The 19781-nt window shown below is 56.3% G+C and carries 18 protein-coding genes and 1 tRNA gene; 15 read left to right on the top strand and 4 right to left on the bottom strand.

What is annotated here, in order from left to right; genetic code table 11:
* Positions 1-380 precede the first annotated feature (380 nt).
* From Poly41_RS22635 to Poly41_RS22625, 3 genes are all read right to left on the bottom strand, one after another.
* Positions 381-908, bottom strand: coding sequence for a hypothetical protein (locus tag Poly41_RS22635; protein ID WP_146529173.1), 528 nt, complete (start codon positions 906-908; stop codon positions 381-383).
* A 7-nt stretch (positions 909-915) separates the two neighbouring features.
* The gene (locus Poly41_RS34255) at positions 916-1461 is read right to left on the bottom strand and encodes a hypothetical protein (protein WP_197231528.1); all 546 of its coding nucleotides are present in this window, start codon (positions 1459-1461) and stop codon (positions 916-918) included.
* A gap of 114 nt (positions 1462-1575) precedes the next feature.
* Positions 1576-2934: a TlpA disulfide reductase family protein gene (locus Poly41_RS22625; protein ID WP_146529171.1), complete on the bottom strand. Its 1359-nt coding sequence runs from the start codon at positions 2932-2934 to the stop codon at positions 1576-1578.
* Between the two features lie 377 nt (positions 2935-3311).
* On the opposite strand from Poly41_RS22625, the gene Poly41_RS22620 reads away from it, so the two are divergent.
* From Poly41_RS22620 to Poly41_RS22590, 7 genes are all read left to right on the top strand, one after another.
* Positions 3312-3752: an HU family DNA-binding protein gene (locus Poly41_RS22620; RefSeq protein WP_146529169.1), complete on the top strand. Its 441-nt coding sequence runs from the start codon at positions 3312-3314 to the stop codon at positions 3750-3752.
* A 71-nt stretch (positions 3753-3823) separates the two neighbouring features.
* Positions 3824-4054, top strand: a complete 231-nt coding sequence (locus Poly41_RS22615; RefSeq protein WP_231615862.1) for a hypothetical protein — start codon at positions 3824-3826, stop codon at positions 4052-4054.
* Between the two features lie 163 nt (positions 4055-4217).
* Positions 4218-5687: a GumC domain-containing protein gene (locus Poly41_RS22610; RefSeq protein WP_197231527.1), complete on the top strand. Its 1470-nt coding sequence runs from the start codon at positions 4218-4220 to the stop codon at positions 5685-5687.
* Positions 5688-6087: 400 nt separating this feature from the next.
* Positions 6088-8583 carry a multiheme c-type cytochrome gene (locus tag Poly41_RS22605; protein ID WP_197231526.1) on the top strand — a complete coding sequence of 832 codons (2496 nt, stop codon included), beginning with the start codon at positions 6088-6090 and terminating at the stop codon, positions 8581-8583.
* An 86-nt stretch (positions 8584-8669) separates the two neighbouring features.
* Positions 8670-9158, top strand: a complete 489-nt coding sequence (locus tag Poly41_RS22600) for a DUF4430 domain-containing protein (RefSeq protein ID WP_197231525.1) — start codon at positions 8670-8672, stop codon at positions 9156-9158.
* 183 nt (positions 9159-9341) lie between these two features.
* Entirely contained in the window at positions 9342-10589 is a 1248-nt protein-coding gene (locus Poly41_RS22595; RefSeq protein ID WP_146529165.1) for a serine hydroxymethyltransferase, read from the top strand.
* A 30-nt stretch (positions 10590-10619) separates the two neighbouring features.
* A complete protein-coding gene (locus Poly41_RS22590) occupies positions 10620-11075 on the top strand; it encodes a response regulator (protein ID WP_146529163.1) in 456 nt (151 codons plus the stop codon).
* A gap of 57 nt (positions 11076-11132) precedes the next feature.
* Here Poly41_RS22590 and Poly41_RS22585 read toward each other — a convergent pair whose 3' ends face one another.
* Positions 11133-11957, bottom strand: coding sequence for a DUF6690 family protein (locus Poly41_RS22585; RefSeq protein ID WP_231615861.1), 825 nt, complete (start codon positions 11955-11957; stop codon positions 11133-11135).
* A gap of 150 nt (positions 11958-12107) precedes the next feature.
* Here Poly41_RS22585 and Poly41_RS22580 point away from each other — a divergent pair, with 150 nt between their 5' ends.
* The 8 genes from Poly41_RS22580 to ppdK all read left to right on the top strand — a co-directional run bounded on the left by Poly41_RS22580 (position 12108) and on the right by ppdK (position 19768).
* On the top strand, positions 12108-13319 hold the full coding sequence (locus Poly41_RS22580; RefSeq protein ID WP_146529161.1) for a methyltransferase domain-containing protein: 1212 nt from the start codon (positions 12108-12110) through the stop codon (positions 13317-13319).
* A gap of 291 nt (positions 13320-13610) precedes the next feature.
* Positions 13611-14240, top strand: coding sequence for a 50S ribosomal protein L25 (locus Poly41_RS22575; RefSeq protein ID WP_146529159.1), 630 nt, complete (start codon positions 13611-13613; stop codon positions 14238-14240).
* 8 nt (positions 14241-14248) lie between these two features.
* Entirely contained in the window at positions 14249-14818 is a 570-nt protein-coding gene (gene pth, locus Poly41_RS22570; protein ID WP_146529157.1) for an aminoacyl-tRNA hydrolase, read from the top strand.
* Between the two features lie 137 nt (positions 14819-14955).
* Complete coding sequence (gene rpsF / locus Poly41_RS22565) at positions 14956-15399, top strand: 30S ribosomal protein S6 (protein WP_146529155.1); 444 nt, start codon at positions 14956-14958, stop codon at positions 15397-15399.
* A 62-nt stretch (positions 15400-15461) separates the two neighbouring features.
* Positions 15462-15980 carry a single-stranded DNA-binding protein gene (gene ssb / locus Poly41_RS22560; RefSeq protein ID WP_146529153.1) on the top strand — a complete coding sequence of 173 codons (519 nt, stop codon included), beginning with the start codon at positions 15462-15464 and terminating at the stop codon, positions 15978-15980.
* Positions 15981-16025: 45 nt separating this feature from the next.
* Positions 16026-16571 (top strand): 50S ribosomal protein L9, encoded by a 546-nt coding sequence (rplI, locus tag Poly41_RS22555; protein WP_146529151.1) that lies wholly within the window; start codon positions 16026-16028, stop codon positions 16569-16571.
* Between the two features lie 86 nt (positions 16572-16657).
* Positions 16658-16741, top strand: a tRNA-Leu gene (locus Poly41_RS22550).
* 369 nt (positions 16742-17110) lie between these two features.
* The gene (gene ppdK, locus Poly41_RS22545; protein ID WP_146529149.1) at positions 17111-19768 is read left to right on the top strand and encodes a pyruvate, phosphate dikinase; all 2658 of its coding nucleotides are present in this window, start codon (positions 17111-17113) and stop codon (positions 19766-19768) included.
* The last annotated feature ends 13 nt before the right edge of the window (positions 19769-19781 follow it).

The raw sequence follows: 19781 nt of genomic DNA, 5'->3' as shown, positions 1-19781 counted from the left end.
AGGCCATGCCGTTAGATTTCTGAATTGCCTGGGGGAGCGGCAAGACGTAAGTGCGAGAAGCCATACGTTCGGTCCTGTTTGTGAGCCGACGGCTCATCTCCCCGTCGCACGGGACCCTTGTGTATCGAAGCGGTGCATGCGCGGGTACACGGAACAACCATCAGGCCCGACACTGGAAGGGTCGAAGATCACGGATCGCTGCGACCCTGACAGGGTCGGCAGGGGAAATTTGCCTCGTTGTCCGTTGGTATCGCTGCGCTTAACCAACGGCTACCCTCTGCGATCCTTTTAGGATCCATCACCTACCGTACGAGCAATACCGTGTCGATAGGCTAGCGTGCGACCGGACGGAACTTACGGTTTGTCGCACTCGTCGACCGTCAATTTTCGGGGCTGCGACGGAAGACGCCCGTTGCGTTGACTTGGATCATGTTGATCGGTTCTTGGTAGTCGGCAGTGCCCACGACGACGACAGCATCTCCCTTGCGGATGCCGAGCATTTGCCGCGCGTCTTGAGCGATCACGATACCGTCATCGTCGCGAAACTCGACAACGACTTTGGGCGCGTTGAGTAACTCGCGTTTGCAGAAAGGGCACTTGTTGGCGTGGTCGGGATCTCCTTGGGCATGTTCTTCGTCAGCGAGCTGGGTCAACACAAAGGTCGCTTTGCCCTCTTCGAAAGGTTCTAAGTCCCCCGCATCGATTCGTCCTGCAACCACGACGTCGGCCGCGTCTACAAGTGTGTCTTTCAATTCGGTGGGCGTCTTCGCATCGGCCGGTTCGCTGGCCAAGACATACCGCGAATCCACAGCACCCTCGTCCGGGCGTGATTCTTGGTCACAGCCGGAGAGGAAGGTCAAGCACGCCGAGGCCATGGCACAACCGGCCGCCGCTAGGAAGCATCGCATCGCCGACTTACTCCTGTGGTTGCGCAGTCAAACGGATCAGCGTTTGGATCTGCTCTTCGATGGCTTCGGCATTCTTTTCGAAATCACCCGCTTCCTCATCGTGAAGTCGGGCGTCAATCTCGCCGAATTGGTCGTAGAGTGAATCGACCGCCTTAGCGGCTTGCGCTTGTTGCTCGTCGGTCAACGTGGAAGAATCCTTCGCCTGCTGTTCGATCGCTTCCAGTAAATCGGCGATAGCGTGCAGCGGTCCATGGGCAACGTCTTCATTCCCAGCGATCAATCCGTCACGAATCGTGTCTCGCATCACGACGAGCGCCGCGACAGATTCATCAAAGTTGTCGGGGATCGTCGCAGCATCATGATCATGCCCCTCGTGGTCATGTCCCTCATGATCCTCATCATCATGATCGTGCCCGTCATGGTCATGTCCTTCGTGGTCATGGTCGTGTTCTTCCGCAGGCGCCGCGGGGGGAGCGGGCTGGTTGCAGCCGCTGGCAAAGGTCACGTAACAGGCGGCCAGCAGCAGTAGGTAGAGGGGTGAGGTTTTTCGCATTGAGATTTCTTTCAAGTCGAGTTCGGTGGTATCGGGGTGGACAGGGCTCGTGGTGTGTCAAGCTCAGCGGCGAGGCTAGGAAATACACCACTCGCCGATCATGCCGGGTGCAATTCACTCGTCGGATTTGTCATCGTCTTTTTCGGCGTCGTCTTCAGGTTCGGCCGTCAATTCGTCCAGGAACCGCTGCAAACGCGCTTTCGTGCGACTATCGGCCAACTCAACGGCTTCTTTTTGCGTGGCGATCGCCGCCTCGGTTTCGCCCAAAGCATGTTGCAGGTGCGCGACCGTATCCAGGATGTACGGTTTGGTCGGCCCGGCGGTTCTTAAATTATCTTGGTTGCGTTCGAGCGCCCGACGCAGCAATGTCGCATCGTCAAAGCCCTTTTCGGTAGCTTGGCGATACAATGTCCATCCGATCATGTTGGCCGTCTGGGCGTTGAGTGATTCATCATCGAGCAGACTCGAAACGAACGCTTGTAACGGTTCGCTGTAGGAGGGATCGCTGGAGAGAATCTGTAGCTTGGCCATTCGCATCTGATTGACCGCAGAGCCGCCGCTGCTGGTCGCCAAAAATTTGTCGGCAATTCTGAGTGCTTTGTCGTTGTCGCCGGCGCGCATTGCCATCGCGACATCGCGGGAAACCAAATCCGCCTTTTGCTGTTCGATGAACTCTTTGCCAAACGCATCGCGGTCCCAACTGTCGTTGACCACCTGTTCCAACACCTCCTCCATCGACATGGGGTGACCAATCCAATCGATATGGCTGTCTTTGCCCACGATGAAGGCACACGGAATCCCGTTTCGGCCAGCGGCTCTCATGTAATCGTTTGATGTCGAGCCATCCGGATCCGAGGTGAGGCAATAGCTGCTGGTCAACTCGTCGAACGTCACCGCTCGCATCGCTTCCTCGTCGTCATCGTCTCCTTCCTCGTCCTCCTCGTCATCGTCTGCTTCTGCTTCCCCATCGTCTTCGTCGTTTTCGTTTGGCACTTTCATCCCCGGCACGTCTCGCTTGAGGAACCGGTCGATCGTGCTGGTCGGTTCATCGCTGACGCTGATGATTTGGACGCCGCGATTGGCATAGGTCTTTTGCATTTCGACGACATGCGGCATTGCGGAAATGCAGGGGGGGCACCATGTCGCCCAAAACTCGACCACGTAAACCTTGTTCGGTTTGAAGTCGGTCACGTGAGCGAATTGGCCGTCGCCATCATGGATCCAATTTTCGATATCAAGCGGCGGAGCGACGGAGCCAATGGTCAACGTTTTGACTTCCTGCTCCTCTTCCTGCTCGGCTTCCTCCTTGGCGTTGGCTTCGTCGTCGGTGTCCGTATCGGCATCCGCGACTTGAGCCTTTTCGTCGGCTGGCTCGCCGGATTGGGAATAGAGCATCGACGGTGAGAGGACCGCAACCGTGAAAGCAGCAAGAAGCATCAGGCGGATGTGGGAAAAGGAAAGCGTGCGTTTCATGGTTGCTCGCGGGGATAGTGGCCGAGAAAGGGAAGCAGGCGAATGGGATTATACCGCATTCGGCGAGTTGGTTGCCCTTTTCCTCGCGTGAGTCCGATGGAAGCCCTCAACTTGGGGAATGTGCCACCATCCCCCCCCATCAGGGTTCATGTTTAGGGTTTTGTGCGGATTATGCCGTTTAGCTTAAGAATGTCGGTATTAATGGCCGATCAAGCATGGTGGATGAATTGCCTTTGTTGGTATCTCATCGAGTTTTGTGTGGACGATCTTGACGACCCGGGAATTGCAGCTTAGACTCCTTTAGCGTTTAAGTTTAAAGTAGCAAAGGGTTTACAACGATCGCCTCACTTCGGTGCGGTGCTTGCGGGGAGTCGGAAGTGACCAAAAAAGATATCGTGCGAACGATCTCGGAAGAGGTTGGACTGACTCAACAGCAGACGAAGCTGATTGTCCAAAAAACATTTGACGCGATCGTGGAAAGCTTGGTACGAGAGAGAAGGATTGAACTGCGGAACTTCGGCGTGTTCGAAGTCAAACCGCGAGCGGCTCGCAAAGCCCGGAATCCTCGAACTGGACAGCAGGTTGAGGTTCCGAGTAAGCATGTCGTCACGTTCAAGCCGGGGAAGTACATGGAAGCGAAGGTTCGGGATTTAGACGAAACCGAACCGGACACTTCACGAGGAGTCGACCAGGTCGACACGAGCGAGTCGAAAGTAAGCAAGGGCAGCGAACTGCCGCCCAAACGACCAACAGACACAAGCCATCACACGGATTCTTTGCCTCCCAACGCCCCAAGCGGCCGGTGGGGCGAGAGCTAAGGATCGGCAAATCAATCACCGGCCTGACCTTTTTTGACTTAGGGCCATGACCGTTCATGGAGGAACGTTCGATGCGAAAATCGATGCGACGAATCGTGCAATTGACCGTGTTGGCTGCAGCGATGACCACCAGTGTGGGATGCTTTGTCCCCATTTACTCTGCTCGCCCCGAGCGACGGGTGCAGCAGCTTTTGTACACTTCTGAGGACCTTCGCTCGATGGTCGCCGAGTGGGAACGGTTCTGGTTCCTCGATTCGCCGAGCCATATGACCCCGATTCGAACACACGGCGGGATCATGTAGGTAGCGATCCGCTACCCGACAATCGGCACAATCGCGTGGACCGTTAACCTCGGCGCGGTTCGCAGGGGTCCCCTGCTCGGTGCCGCAGGAATCGCGATCGCTGCACAAAATACAACCTAGGGTTCAAGGTATCGTCCCTAAACCCTTTGGTTGAATCCTTGCCATGTCGACTGCGCCGATTCCTTGGAAACATGTCCGCAACGTACTTGTCGTGTTCGCTCCTCTGTGGGGCGGGGCTTCCCTGCTTTTCGCCTTTTTTGGCGTCAGTTACGCGCTTTTCAGCAGCGATGTCTATTCGGCGCGTCAGCCCTTGGTCGTACGGAACGAGGCGGCCAGCAGCATCGATCGGATGGGACGCTTTAGTAGTCAATCCGAATTGAAAGCGGCTCAGGAAACCATCCTGGAAATGACGCAGAACCCTGAGGTTGTTGCGGCAGCCCTGCGGAAGATTGGCCCCGAATCGGGTCAACAGGACCCACATTGGCCGTCGACCAAAGTGATTGATTCGGTCACAAGCAACGCCGTCAATCTGCTGGCGGCACAAGGATCCGAGTTTGGCAACACGGAAGTGGTTTACTTGCAAGTCAAAGCCAGTAGCCAACCCCGCGCGGTCGAGTTCTGCCGGTCCATGTTCGAAAGCCTGACGCGGCACCTGCGAACCATTCGCCAAGTTCGTGCCGACAGCGTGATCGCGGAATTGACCTACGCACGCGATCAAGCTCGGCAGAATCTTCAGGAAGCCGCATCACGGATGCGCGAAATCGAGGTTCGATTTGCGACCGACTTGGGCGAACTGCGGAATTTGAATGATGCGATTGCTGGCGATGGAACCAACCGTCGTACATTGGAACAGACCGTTTCGGACTTACAGGTCGCCGAATTGGAACTGGAAAAGCTTCAATCACTCCACGAACTTCTGATGGCGGGATCAAAGAATCCCGATCATCTTTTGGTCAGCGGCAGCGACCTGCTGACGCTTCAGCCCTCGTTGCTTCGATTGAAGGACGGACTGATTGATGCTCAGATTGCGAGTAGCCAACTCAGTGCCAGCCGTACTGAAAACCACCCGGCAGTGAGAAATGCCCGCGCGGCTGAGCAACAAATCCGCCGTCGGATGCAAGACGAGGCCACGACGGTGGTTCAAGCCATGCAGCCGGTGCTGCGGCTGGAACGAGCGAGAGTTTCACGGCTGACCGAAAAGAAGGAACAACTCAGCAAGCGGCTCGAGGCGCTTGCCGCGGCCCGGATGGACTATGCGACGGTCGACGCCGAAGTCGCACACCGCACGACCTTGTTGGAAGAAGCCGAGCGGGCACTGGCCGAGGCCCACGCCAGTCGCACGGCGGCGTTATCGACCAACTTGGTCGCGGAATTGGGCCCACCGCGGGTTTCCGACCATCCCATTGGCCCCGGGGGAACCGTCGTCACGCTTGGATCGGCAACCGCAGGACTGCTCTTCGGACTGGGCGCCGTCTTCCTCATCGCACCTGGACCGAGCGAAACGAGACGTGGCCGTCGCTGGACCGATTTTCTTCAGCGGAGCGGACGACGAGCCGCTGATCAAGCGGTCGTTGCAAAGGCGGCGACGGGCGGAGCTGGCGTTGCCGTCGATCGTCGAACTCGCGACGCTTGATCGCTTGAGGGCGTCGTTTGGGCGAGAGGCAAAAGAGTTCTTACCGTACGACGGGGTTCACCACGCGGTGCCCCCGAGGTCCAAAACGTGAATCGCGAGCGCGAGACCCGTCTCTGCGTCGAATTGGGTGGGGCAGCCCTCGTCCGACACGTTGAATATCGTACATCGCGGGTTCCCATGTCGCATAAACAAGCCACGTGGACGCAATAATACCCCAATCAGGGTGTGGCGTAGTGTCACAATCTGAGTTTATGGCACAGCCCGACCGGTTCGGCCGTCGGGGGTCTGGAAACGTTCCGTTTCCTTGCGAAAAAACATTTGTCCCCTGAGCAATCCTTCACCGTTGGCAGCGTGAGGGTGGTAGAGTAGGTCTGCTCCTCTGACTCCAAAAGCAGATCTTATGCCTATCGCTTCCGTTGGTCGTCTTTTCCCCTTGCGCTGGTTACTGCTGATCCTCTTGGTTCATCTGTTGTACGAAAACACGAACGTTTCGTCGCTGCAAGGAGCCGATTCGGATGGCCGTGGTCGATTGGTGGACTTTTTTCCCGAGGCGAGCAAATCGGGGTGCATGGCGTGCCATGGTGAAATCGAGCCGATTCGCGAATTCGGATCCGAAATGCTCAACCAGATCATGTCGCTTGGTCAGGAATTGGACGATCCGGCTGGATGCGTTGTTTGCCATCATGGCGATCCATCGGAGACGAAGGATAAGGAAAAGGCTCACGGGGGTGACGATTTTTTCCCTGACCCGGGCAGCCCCTGGGTCAATTCGGAAACGTGCGGTCAATGTCATCAGGACCAAGTCCGGGTGCAATGGCATAGTTTGATGATGACCGAGGCTGGCAAGATCCAAGGCGTTTGTTGGGCCTTCGGATCGATGACCAGTTATCAGCACCTTTGGGCGAACTATGCTGTTGAAAATCCGGACGATCCGGCGCAACGGCTTGGCACCGACGCCTATCGAGCCTACATGCAGGTGCTCTCGAGGAAAGAGCCCAATGTGTTTGTCGATCGTCACGAGGCGCTTCCGGAAGCCTTGAAGGCGAGTGAGCTTGATCGGCTTAACGAGGATCCATCGCTGTCGGCGTTCACCTACATCCGGCAGGAATGCCAGCGTTGTCACCACGCGGTGAAAGGTCGCCAAACGCGAGGCGACTATCGTGGGATGGGATGCTCTTCCTGCCACATTCCCTACGGCAATGAGGGGTTCTATGAAGGGGCGGATCCATCGATTCCCAGCGACCAACCTGGCCACGCGTTGGTGCATTCGATCCAAGGGACTCGCGAGGCCAAGGTGACGGTCCACGACAAAACCTACAGCGGCATTCCTGTCGAGACCTGCACGACGTGTCACGACCGTGGCAAGCGAATTGGTGTTTCGTTTCAGGGTTTGATGGAAACGCCGTTCACGTCACCTTATGCCGCCGATGGCGGCGATCAACCGAAGCTGCATACAAAGCACTACATCGCGATGGACCAGGATGTGCACTACCAGAAGGGGATGACGTGCCAAGATTGCCATACGTCACTCGACGTGCACGGCGATGGTTTCTTGGCTGCTGCAAACCTTGCTGCGGTACAGATCGAATGCTCCGATTGCCACGGGACGCCCGACAAGTACCCTTGGGAATTACCGCTAGGGTTCATGGACGAGTTCGACGAATCGCCTGCCTCGGGTGCAATGCGTGGCGTGACGGACGATCCGCTCCCGCACACACGTCAAGGAACGGATTTTGCCAAGCTTGATGGCTACCTGCTCACGGCTCGTGGCAATCCCTACGAGAATGTCGTTCGCGACGGAGACGACGTGGTCGTCTATACCGCCGCGGGTGCGGATATACGGATGAAACCGTTGAAGAAATTGCTCGAAGAGGACCAGATCAGCCAGCGTGGGCGCGTCGCGATGCAAAGTGTTGCATCGCACTTGGAGCGAATGGAATGTTACAGTTGCCATACCAGTTGGACACCGCAGTGTTATGGATGCCATGTGAAAATTGACTTTTCGCAAGCGGACAAGTGTCCCGAGTGTGAAGAGTCGAAGTCGGGATTTGATTGGGTCGCAGCCGGCCGCTCACACCAACAGGACGCGTTGCGAAACGACCGCGGTGAAAGCGGCTACGACACCGTGATCCCTGGTAAGGTCAGCGAGCAACGCAGCTATGAACGCTGGGAAGAACCGATGCTGGGAATCAATGGCGAAGGTCGGGTCACGCCTCTTGCCCCCGGCTGTCAGGTGTCCGTGACGGTGATTGGGCAGGATGGCAAGCCGCTGCTGCTAAACCATATTTATAAAACCGAAGCGGACAGCGAAGGTGCGGGGGCCGATGGCCAGTTGTCGATCGACATGAGCCCGACGCAGCCCCATACGACCACCAAGAATGCGCGGTCCTGTGAGTCATGCCACGCCTCGGACAAGGCGCTGGGGTTGGGGATCACCTCAACGCGACCGTGGAACGAGCAGCACAACGTCGATCTGGAAACGATCGATGGCGAGATTCTACCGAACAAGACACAGCCGCAAATGTTGGCTATTGAAAATCTGGATCACGATTGGTCGCAGATCGTGGACGAGAAAGGAAAGCAAGTGGCGACGGTCGGCCATCATTTTCAGTTGTCGCGAGCGTTCAATCAGGTGGAGTTGAATCGGATCCGTCGCGAAGGCACCTGCATCGCTTGTCACAAAGAGATTCCCAAAGCATCGTTGGCGGTGAGTTTGCTGCATCACGTTGCTGAGTACACCGGGCAAATTCCCAAAACACCCGGGGAGCATGATTCGCTGGTGAATAAAATCGTGTTGTCGAGTGCTTGGCTGCAAGCGGGCGTGATGGTCGGGGGGCCCTTGGTCGGATTGTTCGCGGCAGGATGGTTCCTTCGTCGTCGGCGAAAGGTAGCGTGACCGACGCTGGCTGAGCCCTGTTCCCGCCGCGGGTAACCTGGAACCGTGTTGCCTGGGTCGCTATCATGGTTTGCATGAACACCTCAATGACTCACTCGCTGTTGGCCTTGTCTGTCACGCTCTCTCTATCGGGTTGTGGCCGATCGGCTACCGAACGACCCCCATTGGAGGTGACGGCGGACGCCGCCGCCGTCACCGTGATCATCCAGACCCCGCACTCCAGCAAGGAAATCGTGGTTCAAGGGGTGTTGCCCGGCAGCACGGTCGAATCCGTGATGCAGTCAATCGATGAGGTTCCGGTGACGGTCAATGGTTCGGGTGTGACGGCCTTTGTCAGCAGCATGGATGGCGTAGAAACGAAAGCCAGCGAAGGTTGGACCTACAAGGTCAATGGAGAGTATGCCGACAAAGGGATCGGGTCCGTGATGTTGGTCCCGCCTGCAACGTTGACGTGGACCTACGGAACCTATGACCAAACCATGGGCAAGGAACCGGATTCGGGCGAGCTCAATTCGGGCGAGCTCAATTCGGGCGAAGCCGAATCGACGGAGGATGAATTGGTGGGGCCAGAATAAGCCGGACTCACGAAACCCGAGTTGGCGACATTGACGGGTTTCCCATTCCCGTCGACAATGCCCGTCGGTCGCAGCCCGCTACTCCGTACCGCTTCGGCTCACCGTTCCGGCCTCGATGCTGTGGTCCGGTTCGAAAGCCTGGCGTCCAATTCCTTTTGCACTCCGAAACCGATAAAGAAGCCAATGAATTTTCTGCAGCAGCAGGATCCGGATATCTGGACCGCCATCGAAGCCGAAGCAACTCGCCAGCGGGAGGGGCTGGAGATGATTGCCAGTGAGAACTACACCAGTCCCGCGATCATGCAGGCGGCTGGCAGTGTGTTGACCAACAAGTATGCCGAAGGTTACCCAGGCCGCCGTTACTATGGTGGTTGCGAGCATGTCGACGTCATCGAGACGTTGGCGATCGAACGAGCGAAGAAGCTGTTCGGCGCCGAAGCGGCGAATGTCCAGCCGCATAGTGGTTCGCAGGCGAACACGGCCGTGTATTTGTCGTGTCTGGAAGTCGGTGACTCGGTCTTAGGGTTGGATTTGGCCCAAGGGGGCCACTTGACTCACGGCATGAAGCTGAACATCAGCGGCCGGTTGTACCATTTCCACTCTTACGGGGTGGACCCCAAGAACCATCGGCTTGATTTCGATCAGATTGCGAAGTTGGCAAGGGAAAAGAAGCCGAAGTTGATCGTTGCTGGTGCAAGCGCTTACCCTCGTGAAATACCGCACGATCGATTCGCTGAAATTGCCAACGACGTAGGGGCCAAATTGATGGTCGATATGGCTCACTACGCCGGTTTGGTCGCGTCGGGGCAGCACAATAGCCCTGTTCCCTATGCCGATTACGTGACCACCACGACGCATAAAACGCTTCGCGGGCCGCGGAGTGGTTTGGTGCTGTGTAAGGAAGAAAATCTAAAACTCGTCAATCGCAATGTTTTTCCAGGCACACAGGGTGGTCCGCTGATGCACGTGATCGCGGGCAAGGCGGTCTGCTTTGCCGAGGCGATGACGCCCGAGTTCAAAGCGTACGGCAAAGCCGTGGTCGAGAACGCGAAGACGCTGGCCGATACCTTGCTCGCGGCCGGCTTGCCACTGGTCAGTGGTGGGACCGACAACCACTTGATGTTGGTCGATGTAACGGCACTCGGGTTGGGTGGCAAGAAGGCCGAGGCGGTGCTCGACCAGTGCGGTATCACGGTCAATATGAACATGATCCCGTTTGACGAACGAAAGCCGATGGATCCGTCGGGCATTCGTATTGGAACGCCCGCTTTGACCACGCGTGGCATGGGGACCGAGGAAATGAAACGCGTGGGCGGTTGGATTCATCAGGGGCTTTCCCATCCCGATGATTCGGCACTGCACCAAACGATCCGCAGCGAGATCTGCGAGCTTTGTAAAAGCTTCCCTGTACCTGCCGAACGTTGCAATTAGTCCCCGCATTTCCCCTTTGGAAAGATGATCATGCACCGCATTCTGATTGCTGATGACAATGTCGCCAACCGCGAGTTGCTCGAAGCGTATTTGGCAAAGGTCGATTGTGACTTTGAAACTTCGGTTGATGGCCAAGACACGTTGGACAAGGTCGCTTCCTTCCAACCCGACTTGGTGTTGCTCGATGTGATGATGCCGAAATTGAGTGGTTTCGAGGTTTGCGAGAAGATCAAAAAGGATCCGGCAACCCGTCGGGTCATGGTCTTGATGGTCACTGCGCTCAATGAGCTTGGTGATATCGAGCGCGCCGTCGCCGCGGGGACCGATGACTTTTTAAGCAAGCCGGTCAACAAGATCGAATTGCTGAAGCGTGTCGAAAACATGCTGAAGCTGAAGGGGACCGAAGACGAACTGGAGCGGCTGCGTCGCTACATTCAAGAAATGGAAGACGGCAACGACGATAAGTCGGACCGCAACGCGGTGTAGCCTGAGCTTTCGCTCGACCGCTGAGAGGTGGATTCGTGCATCGGATCGAGCTGCGGCTTACCAGCGTCCACTGTGGCGGTCGGATTGGACGATGCGCTGAGCCTCTGGGCTGATGCCGTATGCCAAACTGGGTTCGTTCAGCTCGACAAAAACGGTGAATTTTTGATGGACCGCATCGCTGTAGACAACCGGTGCGTGCGTTAATCGCATGAATTGCACCGGCGTTCCGTTCCAACGACGGGTGAAGACGCCGGCTTCAAGCGAGGGTTCGCGTTTGAGTCCGTAATAGCCGATCATGATGCCGGCGATTCGATTCGGGTCACCGGTGAATCCATGAATCGAGACTCGCTGGACTTTGCCGTTGGGGTCAAAGTAGTACGTTAGGGTACCCGCCAAATCGTCCGCTCGAGTGCCCGTCACAATTGGGACTCTCAGGCCTTCCATGTGTAGATCGGCAAGCACGGTGCTGACTCGCGAGAATCGCTGCAAGACCCAGTCCGGAGAGATGTCAAAACGGAGCACTTCGCGGATGTCTTGCACGGTGCTGCCGACAAGTTGGGGTTCCTCTTCCTCGTTCGAGGGAAGTGCCCCGAGTCGTCGCGCGGTTGCGCCGTCGTAGCGGTAGCGATCCGGATCGGCACGGCGCAGTTGTTCGAGCTCGTAATGCGAATGCAGGGTACCAGACGAAGTGCTGGCTAATGTTAGCCCATCGGATCCGTCACTCGATGCAAACGATTGCTTGATTTTCGTGATCGCATCACGGCCAAACTCGGTTTCCGAAGCAGCGTACGGTCCGCCCACAAGGACGACAACAATCGCTGCGTTTCGAAGCGGAGTTAGCAGAGACATGACACGACCGTGGTATTGGGGGGAGGGGTCCATCTTTAGCTATCGACTTTCGTGCATCCGCGAGTTTCATTGAAGTCGGCACCCTTGAGCATTGCGGAGAAAACGCAGGATCGTTTTAATCGGTGCTTCAAGGACGCTGATTGCGACCGGTTCGCAGGCGTCTCCGCAGCACGAAAGGGGCAGATGTCCGCATCGATCGAAACCTATCGAGCCATCATTGCTGAGCTGGCGTCGTCGTTGGGGGCGGGGGCCTCGCCGACGCCGGCCGAGGTGAAACGGTTGCGCAAGCAATTTGGGCAAGACCGAGTGAACGAATTGTTGAGCGTCGCGTCGCTACAGAAAAAGGCTTGCCAGAAATTTGGCGATGGCGTTTGGTGGGTCACGGAGAAGTCGCTGCAACAAGCCACTGCGTGGCAAGTGGCGAAGATCAAATCTGCTTGGATCGGCCAGCAAAGGGTTTACGACCTGTGTTGCGGCATCGGAGGGGATGCCATGCAATTGGCCAGCCGTGCTGACGTGGTCGCGATCGACTTGGATCCCGTGATGGCGACGTTTGCCGAAGCGAACTTGCAGGAGATGGCCTCTCGCGGGCCCCTCGGGAAAGCGGAAGTCCGATGTGGTGATGCCACCGAGGTACCGTTGCCTTCTGGCGTCGGAGTGCACATCGATCCGGATCGACGCAGCGGTGGGAAAAGAACCACGCGACCGGAAGACTATCAGCCTGGATTGGATCAGGTCCTTCAAGTGGCCCGTCCAGCGGTATCGGCGATCATCAAATTGGCTCCCGCGGCAGAGGTCCCGGTGGCCATGTCGGATGCAACGCACCGGTGTTGGATCTCGTTGTCGGGACGTGTGCGAGAGCAGGTGGTCTTGGTCGGCGAGGCGGTGGAGAGGTCGGGGCAGGTCGAGGGAACACGCTCGGCCGTCTCGGTTCGAGCGGACGGTAGCTTTCGAACGTTTTCGCTATCGGCCCATCAGCGTCAGCAGGGTGCGAACGATCGAAGCCACGAAGCCAGCGGGCCGGGAGCGGTTTTGGTGGATCCCGATGCATCGGTCCGGGCAGCCGGTTTGACCGACGCGTTCGCGAAGGTCCATGCCTTGTCGCTGCTCGGCGGCCCCGCAGGCTTCTTGACCTGTGAAGCATCGGAGGTAGGGAGGTTGAGCGAAGATGTGATGGCGGTTGTGGGCCGGGTGATTTGGGCAGGAGGCTGCGATCATCGGAAGCTGCGGCGGGAATTGCGGAATCGGGATTATTATCCCGAAGTGATCAAGGTTCGAGGGACGGGGCATGACCCAGCCAAGTGGTCCCAGCAGCTTCGCTCGTGCGGGACGATTCCGATTACGCTGTGGATCGGCAGGGCTGCGGGGCGGGTGTTCGCCGCGATCTGTGAGTGATCCCGAGTCGAAATTGCGGGCATGGGCCTAGCTCGAGGCCAAAAATGGCAGGAAAACGGTGCTTGTTTGGGCTTGCGTGAAGAAACGAATCCGCCATACTACCCCGCTTCCCTTGGGGGAAATCCCCGTCTAGGCATTTTCTGCGCCGCTTTCGTCGGTTGCTGGAAACTTTTGGCGGATGCATTCAACCGAGAAAATCGCGCCGGCGTTCGGCGTCAGAAATGCGAATCAAGTTCGCTTTCGAAATAATTTATTACCGAATCACAATTTGACTGGAAGGTTAGTCCAGCCATGGCAGACGTATTGCAAGTCGAGAAGCGAGAGCAATTGGGCTCGCGAGCCACTCGGCGTTTGCGTCAGAGCGGACGCGTTCCCGCTGTTTTGTACGGACATGGTCAAGAAACGGAATCGTTGTCGGTTTCTCTTGACCAGGTGAAGGCCCTGCTGCGCCATCGTGCTCGTACCGTTTCCCTAACTGGGGCGGTCAAAGAGACGGCGATGCTGTGCGATATGCAATGGGATCCCTTGGGGATTGATGTTTTGCATATGGACCTGATGCGAGTCAATTTGTCGGAAAAGGTCGAAGTGACCGTGATGATTCAGGTCCATGGCGAGCCCGTTGGGGTCCGCGAAGGGGGTGTGTTGATCGAGAATCGCCACGATGTGGATATTCGTTGCTCGGCAGGTGGGATTCCTGAGAACCTCAGGATTGACGTCACCGAGTTGGCGATCGGAGACACCTTGACGGCAGCCGATTTGGTGTTGCCCGAGGGTGTCGAGTTGATGACTCCGGCGGATTCGCCTGTCGTGCATGTTGAAGAGGTTCGCAGCGAAGAGCCCGAAACAGAAATCGGTGATGTCGCAGTGGAGCCCGACGTGATTAGCAAGGGTGGTCCGAAGGAAGGCGAAGAAGAAGACTGATCATTGTCATGAAGTTGATCGTTGGCTTGGGGAATCCCGGTCGCAAGTACGAACAAACGCGACACAACGTTGGCTTCATGGCGGCTGCGAAATTTGCAGCTTTGATCTCGGCAAGTCCCTCGAAAGAACGTTTTGAGGGGGAGTGGGCCGAAGGGAACCATGGCGGTGAGAAGTTCGCCATGCTCTGCCCTTGGACCTACATGAACGCGAGTGGTCAAAGTGTGCGAAAGGCAGTGGATTTTTTTAAGCTGGCACCAGAAGAAATCGTTGTCATTTGCGACGATTTGAACCTTCCTTGTGGGCGACTGCGGTTGCGGCCGTCAGGGTCCGCAGGAGGCCAGAAGGGGTTGGCGGATATTGTCCGGCATCTCGGTACCGAGTCGTTTCCGCGACTGCGAATCGGGATTGATCGACCGCCCGAAGGTTGGCAAGCGGTTGATTACGTGTTGGGCAAGTTCAACAAGGATGAAAAGGAAACGATCGAAGCGGCGACCACGCGAGCGGCTTATGCGGCAATCGAATGGGGGATTCTCGGTGTGACACCGGCGATGACCAAATTCAATGCTCCGGCTGAGTGAGTGAAGCGGTCGTGCCGATTCGACCCGTTGGAATGGAAGCGAAGCATTTTTAAAAGCGTACTATGGCAGAAGCGGAGAGGTCGAATCCCGACCTTGCTTCGTGATCGAGATTTAGACCGTAAAGAGACGAACGAACCGTGGCGAAAAACACTTACGAAACGCTATTCATCCTCGATAGCAATCACTACGCTCGCGATCCCGGCGGCGTCAGCAAGCAATTGGAACAGATCGTGACCGAAAACGGGGGTACCGTTTTGGTGAATCGCGTTTGGATGGAGCAGAAACTTGCTTATCCCATCGACGGGCATCAAAAGGGGACCTATTGGTTGACGTATTATGAAGCCGAAGGTGACAGCTTGGTTAAAATGGCTCGCGCCTTTACCTTGTGCGAACCGGTGGTCCGAGAGTTGACGTTGAAATTGGATCCGCGATTGGTCGAACCGATGTTGGCCAATGCTCGGGGGCAATCGTTTAGCCCGTCTTTGACATCTTCGAGCGACGAAGGTTCGGAGGATGCGGAGGATGGCGATGACTCGGACGGGGCGGATGCCTCGAGAGACGACGCGGTTGCCTCGCGGTAGTCGGCGGTCACTCGTTTCAGATCTCACGAACTGCTTCTCGCAAACTCGATCGGGAGGAAGCCATGGCAAGTTATAACCGAGTCATCTTGGTCGGCAATTTGACTCGCGATATCGAATTACGCTACACCCCGGGTGGAATGGCGGTTACCGATATTGGTTTAGCCGTCAATGATCGCCGTAAATCGTCGACCACTGGCGAGTGGGTTGAGGAGACGACCTTTGTCGATGTCACATTGTGGGGGCGGACGGCCGAAGTTGCCAGCGAGTATTTGAGCAAGGGCTCGCCACTTTTGGTGGAAGGTCGACTGAAGTACGACACATGGGAGTCAGACGGCCAAAAACGAAGCAAGCTCCGCGTCGTCGGAGAACGGATGCAGATGCTTGGAAGCCCAGGGGTGGGCAGCAGTAGTGGTGGTGGTGGGACGACGCGAACACGTTCGACGCCGAACCCCGCTGCACAGGAAGTTCATTATGATTCGGGCGAGCAGCATCCCGCCGAACATCGCGATCCCCCGGGAACGCGCGAGGCGCAGCCGACCGGAAACGGTCCTGGCTACGACGACCCCAATATTCCTTTTTAAGACACATTTGTTTAAGACATATCTGAATCACTCGAGTTTTTTCTCATGCCAAAAGCGAAAACACAAAGCGGCCGAAAATACAAACGGCCCTACAAGCGTTTGCCCAAGGGACCCAACGGCGGCGTTCAATTGCTACTGATCCACAACGTCGAAAATCTTGGCAAGCAAGGAGACATCGTTGAAGTCCGTTCGGGCTATGCGTTGAACTACTTGATGCCGCAAGGTTTGGCGACGATTGCAACCGATCACCATGCACGAATGGTTGATAAGCATCGTGAAAAGTTGCGCGAAATCGAACTCGAAAAGCTGAAGAGCTATCGTGATTTGGCCGACGAATTGGGCAAGCAATCGATCACGATTGAGGCGAACGCCAACGACGAAGGACACCTGTATGGCAGTGTCGGTGCTCATGAGATCGTCGATGCACTCAAAGGCGCGGGCTTTACGCTTGCCCAAGACCAGATTCGCCTCGATGGCCCGCTGAAAGAACTTGGACTGTATACCGTCAAGATTCACTTGCATGGTGAAGTCGACGCCAGTTTGAAGGTATGGGTCGTGCCGACCGTTGTTGCCGAAGGCGGCGAGTCGTAAGAGAATCTGCTGAGCGAGCAGCGGTCCGTGGCAAACTCCGCCGGGCAGGGTCCGGCCGGGGCAAGCCAACCGCAAATCGCTCGATCGGGGCTGTGGCGGAACTGGCAGACGCGCTGGATTTAGGATCCAGTTCCTTTATCGGAGTGCAGGTTCGATTCCTGTCAGCCCTATTTGTCTATTGTGGATGCCGAGGGGCACCCTCAAGCTCAGTGTTTTGGGATGGATGCTTCACCCTGTCTCCAGCGTGTGCGCTGCGTTGACACCGAGCGGGACAATGCTTAGGAAATTGCGCTTCCAACCGTCGCGGTCATTGACCCAAACGGCTTTTGTAAATACAGTTTGTCCCTAAAAGACAACGTTTTTTCACGCTGGCCAAAGCGGGCCCTCCTTCAGGGTCGATGCGGGGATCGTTCGAGTGACTCGATCGAATGGAGCGATTGCTCCCTTATCCTGACATTAAATCGTGATTGACCATCTAGACCCCACCCTCGACGGTTTTGAAACCGTAGATACAAACGAGATTAAACAGAGAATTTGAAATGGCAAAAAGAGCTCCATCCGTTAGCAAAATGGTCTATTACTTCGGCAAATCGAAAACCGAAGGCAGAGGGAAAGCGAAAGCACTTCTTGGCGGTAAGGGTTTGAATCTTGCGGAAATGACTTCGATCGGGTTGCCAGTTCCTCCCGGCTTCACGATCACGACCGAAGTTTGTGACGCTTACTATAAGTCCGGTGAGAAGTTGCCGGCTGGAATGATGGATGAAGTGAACAATGCCGTGCGGACGCTTGAAAAAGAGCTAGGCAAGAAGTTCGGTGATGATGCTAACCCGTTGCTTGTCAGCGTCCGCAGTGGTGCGGCTGTCAGTATGCCGGGGATGATGAACACGATCTTAAATCTTGGGCTCAACGATGCGGCCACCGAAGGGCTTGCCAAGGCCACCAAGAACGAACGGTTTGCTTTCGATGCTTATCGCCGATTGATCAATATGTTTGGCGACGTGGTCATGGGAATGGACCATCATGTCTTTGAAAAGGCGTTCGACGGAGTCAAGAAAAAGTACAAAGTGACGGAAGACACCGACGTTCCCGCCGAAGGACTTCGCCAGCTTTGCGACGACTACAAAGCCGTTTACGAGAAGCACACTGGCGAAGCGTTCCCGCAAGACCCCATGAAGCAACTGGAGCTTTCGATCCAAGCGGTCTTTGGGTCTTGGAATACGGCTCGAGCGGTTCGCTATCGTGAGATCGAAGGGATTCGCGGGTTGTTAGGCACCGCCGTGAACGTCCAGTCGATGGTCTACGGAAACATGGGCGAAGACTCGGGAACCGGAGTGGCATTCACTCGTAACCCCAACACCGGTGAAAACAAGTTCTTCGGTGAGTTCTTGATCAACGCCCAAGGCGAAGACGTGGTTGCCGGTATTCGAACCCCGCAGCCTGTTGCCGACATGCCCAAGTGGAATCGTGCGGTACACAAGGAATTGATGGAGATCAAGAAGACACTTGAAAACCATTATGCCGAAATGCAGGATATCGAATTCACGATTGAACGCGGCACGCTCTATATGTTGCAAACCCGAACCGGGAAGCGAACCGGTGTTGCCGCCGTCAAGATCGCTTGTGACATGGTCAAGGAAAAACTGATCGACCAGAAAACCGCGGTGTTGCGTGTTCCTGCGAACGATTTGACTCAATTGTTGCTGCCAAGCTTCAAGCCCACCGCACGCAACGCTGCCGATGTGCTTTGTCGCGGGCTGCCCGCATCGCCGGGTGCCGCAGTTGGCAAGTTGGCGTTCACCGCCGAGGCGGCGCGTGAGCAGTCGGACATGGGCAACAGCGTTATTTTGGTGCGAAAAGAAACGAGTCCCGAAGACGTGGACGGCATGAACGCGGCGGCCGGCATTTTGACCAGCACCGGCGGGATGACGTCGCATGCAGCCGTGGTTGCCCGCGGTTGGGGCAAGTGCTGTGTTGCGGGAGCAGGCGAGATCGACATCGATGCCAAAGCCCAAAAGATCAAAGTCGGGGGACGCACCTTTGGCGTCGACGATGTGATCAGCTTGGACGGAACGACAGGCGAAGTGATGTCGGGTGAAGTCGAAACGCAAGAGCCAAAATTGTCGGGTGACTTTGCCAAGTTGATGAAGTGGGCCGATGAGTATCGCACGCTTGCGATCCGAACCAACGCCGACTCGCCGGCCGACAGCAAGCGGGCTCGCGACTTCGGTGCGGAAGGCATTGGCCTTTGCCGTACCGAGCACATGTTCTTTGAAGGTGAACGAATCACCGACATGCGAGCGATGATCTTGTCCGAAAACGAAAAGGACCGCCGTGCCGCATTGAAAAAGTTGTTGCCTTTCCAACGCAAGGACTTCGAGGGAATTTTCAAAGCGATGAACGGGTTGCCGGTCACCGTTCGTTTGCTTGACCCTCCGCTGCATGAGTTTTTGCCGCATACCGCGGAAAGCCAAAAAGAGGTTGCCAAACAATTGGGTGTCAAACCCTCTGAGGTTGCCAAACGGGGTGAGGCGCTTCACGAATCGAACCCGATGCTCGGCCATCGCGGTTGCCGCTTGAGTGTGACTTATCCGGAAATCCTCGAGATGCAAGTTCGCGCGATCGTCGAAGCGGCGATCAATTGCGAGAAGAAGAAGATCAAGGCCCAGCCAGAGATCATGATTCCTCTCGTCGGAACCGCGAACGAACTTGAGTTTCTGCGTGCCAAGGTCGAAGCGACCATCGAAGAGACCAAGCAAGCGAAAAAGTATGACGGCAAGTTGGACATCTTGATTGGTACGATGATCGAAATCCCGCGTGCTGCCTTGACGGCCGATGAGATCGCCAAGTTCGCCGACTTCTTCAGCTTCGGCACGAATGACTTGACGCAGATGACGTTTGGCTACAGCCGTGACGACGTCAACACGTTCTTGCCCGATTACTTGTCGCAAGACATTTTGGAAGTCGACCCTTTCCAATCACTCGACACCAGCGGGGTAGGTCAGTTGGTTGAAATGGGATGCCAAAAAGGTCGCAGCACGAAGAAGGATTTGAAGGTCGGCATCTGTGGCGAACATGGCGGTGACCCCGCTTCCATTGCGTTCTGTCACAAGGTTGGATTGAACTACGTCAGTTGCAGCCCGTTCCGAGTTCCGATCGCACGCTTGGCCGCCGCACAGGCAGCGTTACAAAAAGCGTAAGCACGGCGGATGT

Source organism: Novipirellula artificiosorum (assembly GCF_007860135.1).
Taxonomy (GTDB): domain Bacteria; phylum Planctomycetota; class Planctomycetia; order Pirellulales; family Pirellulaceae; genus Novipirellula_A; species Novipirellula_A artificiosorum.
This window is presented reverse-complemented; position numbering and strand designations above follow the sequence as displayed.

Coding starts and splice junctions, on each gene's coding strand:
- Poly41_RS22575 (WP_146529159.1), top strand. CDS start 13,611: ATGGCAGACGTATTGCAAGTCGAGAAGCGAGAGCAATTGGGCTCGCGA.
- Poly41_RS22580 (WP_146529161.1), top strand. CDS start 12,108: ATGTCCGCATCGATCGAAACCTATCGAGCCATCATTGCTGAGCTGGCG.
- Poly41_RS34255 (WP_197231528.1), bottom strand. CDS start 1,461: ATGCGAAAAACCTCACCCCTCTACCTACTGCTGCTGGCCGCCTGTTAC.
- Poly41_RS22600 (WP_197231525.1), top strand. CDS start 8,670: ATGACTCACTCGCTGTTGGCCTTGTCTGTCACGCTCTCTCTATCGGGT.
- Poly41_RS22605 (WP_197231526.1), top strand. CDS start 6,088: ATGCCTATCGCTTCCGTTGGTCGTCTTTTCCCCTTGCGCTGGTTACTG.
- Poly41_RS22615 (WP_231615862.1), top strand. CDS start 3,824: ATGCGAAAATCGATGCGACGAATCGTGCAATTGACCGTGTTGGCTGCA.
- rplI (WP_146529151.1), top strand. CDS start 16,026: ATGCCAAAAGCGAAAACACAAAGCGGCCGAAAATACAAACGGCCCTAC.
- Poly41_RS22585 (WP_231615861.1), bottom strand. CDS start 11,957: ATGGACCCCTCCCCCCAATACCACGGTCGTGTCATGTCTCTGCTAACT.
- Poly41_RS22625 (WP_146529171.1), bottom strand. CDS start 2,934: ATGAAACGCACGCTTTCCTTTTCCCACATCCGCCTGATGCTTCTTGCT.
- Poly41_RS22610 (WP_197231527.1), top strand. CDS start 4,218: ATGTCGACTGCGCCGATTCCTTGGAAACATGTCCGCAACGTACTTGTC.
- ssb (WP_146529153.1), top strand. CDS start 15,462: ATGGCAAGTTATAACCGAGTCATCTTGGTCGGCAATTTGACTCGCGAT.
- Poly41_RS22590 (WP_146529163.1), top strand. CDS start 10,620: ATGCACCGCATTCTGATTGCTGATGACAATGTCGCCAACCGCGAGTTG.
- pth (WP_146529157.1), top strand. CDS start 14,249: ATGAAGTTGATCGTTGGCTTGGGGAATCCCGGTCGCAAGTACGAACAA.
- ppdK (WP_146529149.1), top strand. CDS start 17,111: ATGGCAAAAAGAGCTCCATCCGTTAGCAAAATGGTCTATTACTTCGGC.
- Poly41_RS22595 (WP_146529165.1), top strand. CDS start 9,342: ATGAATTTTCTGCAGCAGCAGGATCCGGATATCTGGACCGCCATCGAA.
- Poly41_RS22635 (WP_146529173.1), bottom strand. CDS start 908: ATGCGATGCTTCCTAGCGGCGGCCGGTTGTGCCATGGCCTCGGCGTGC.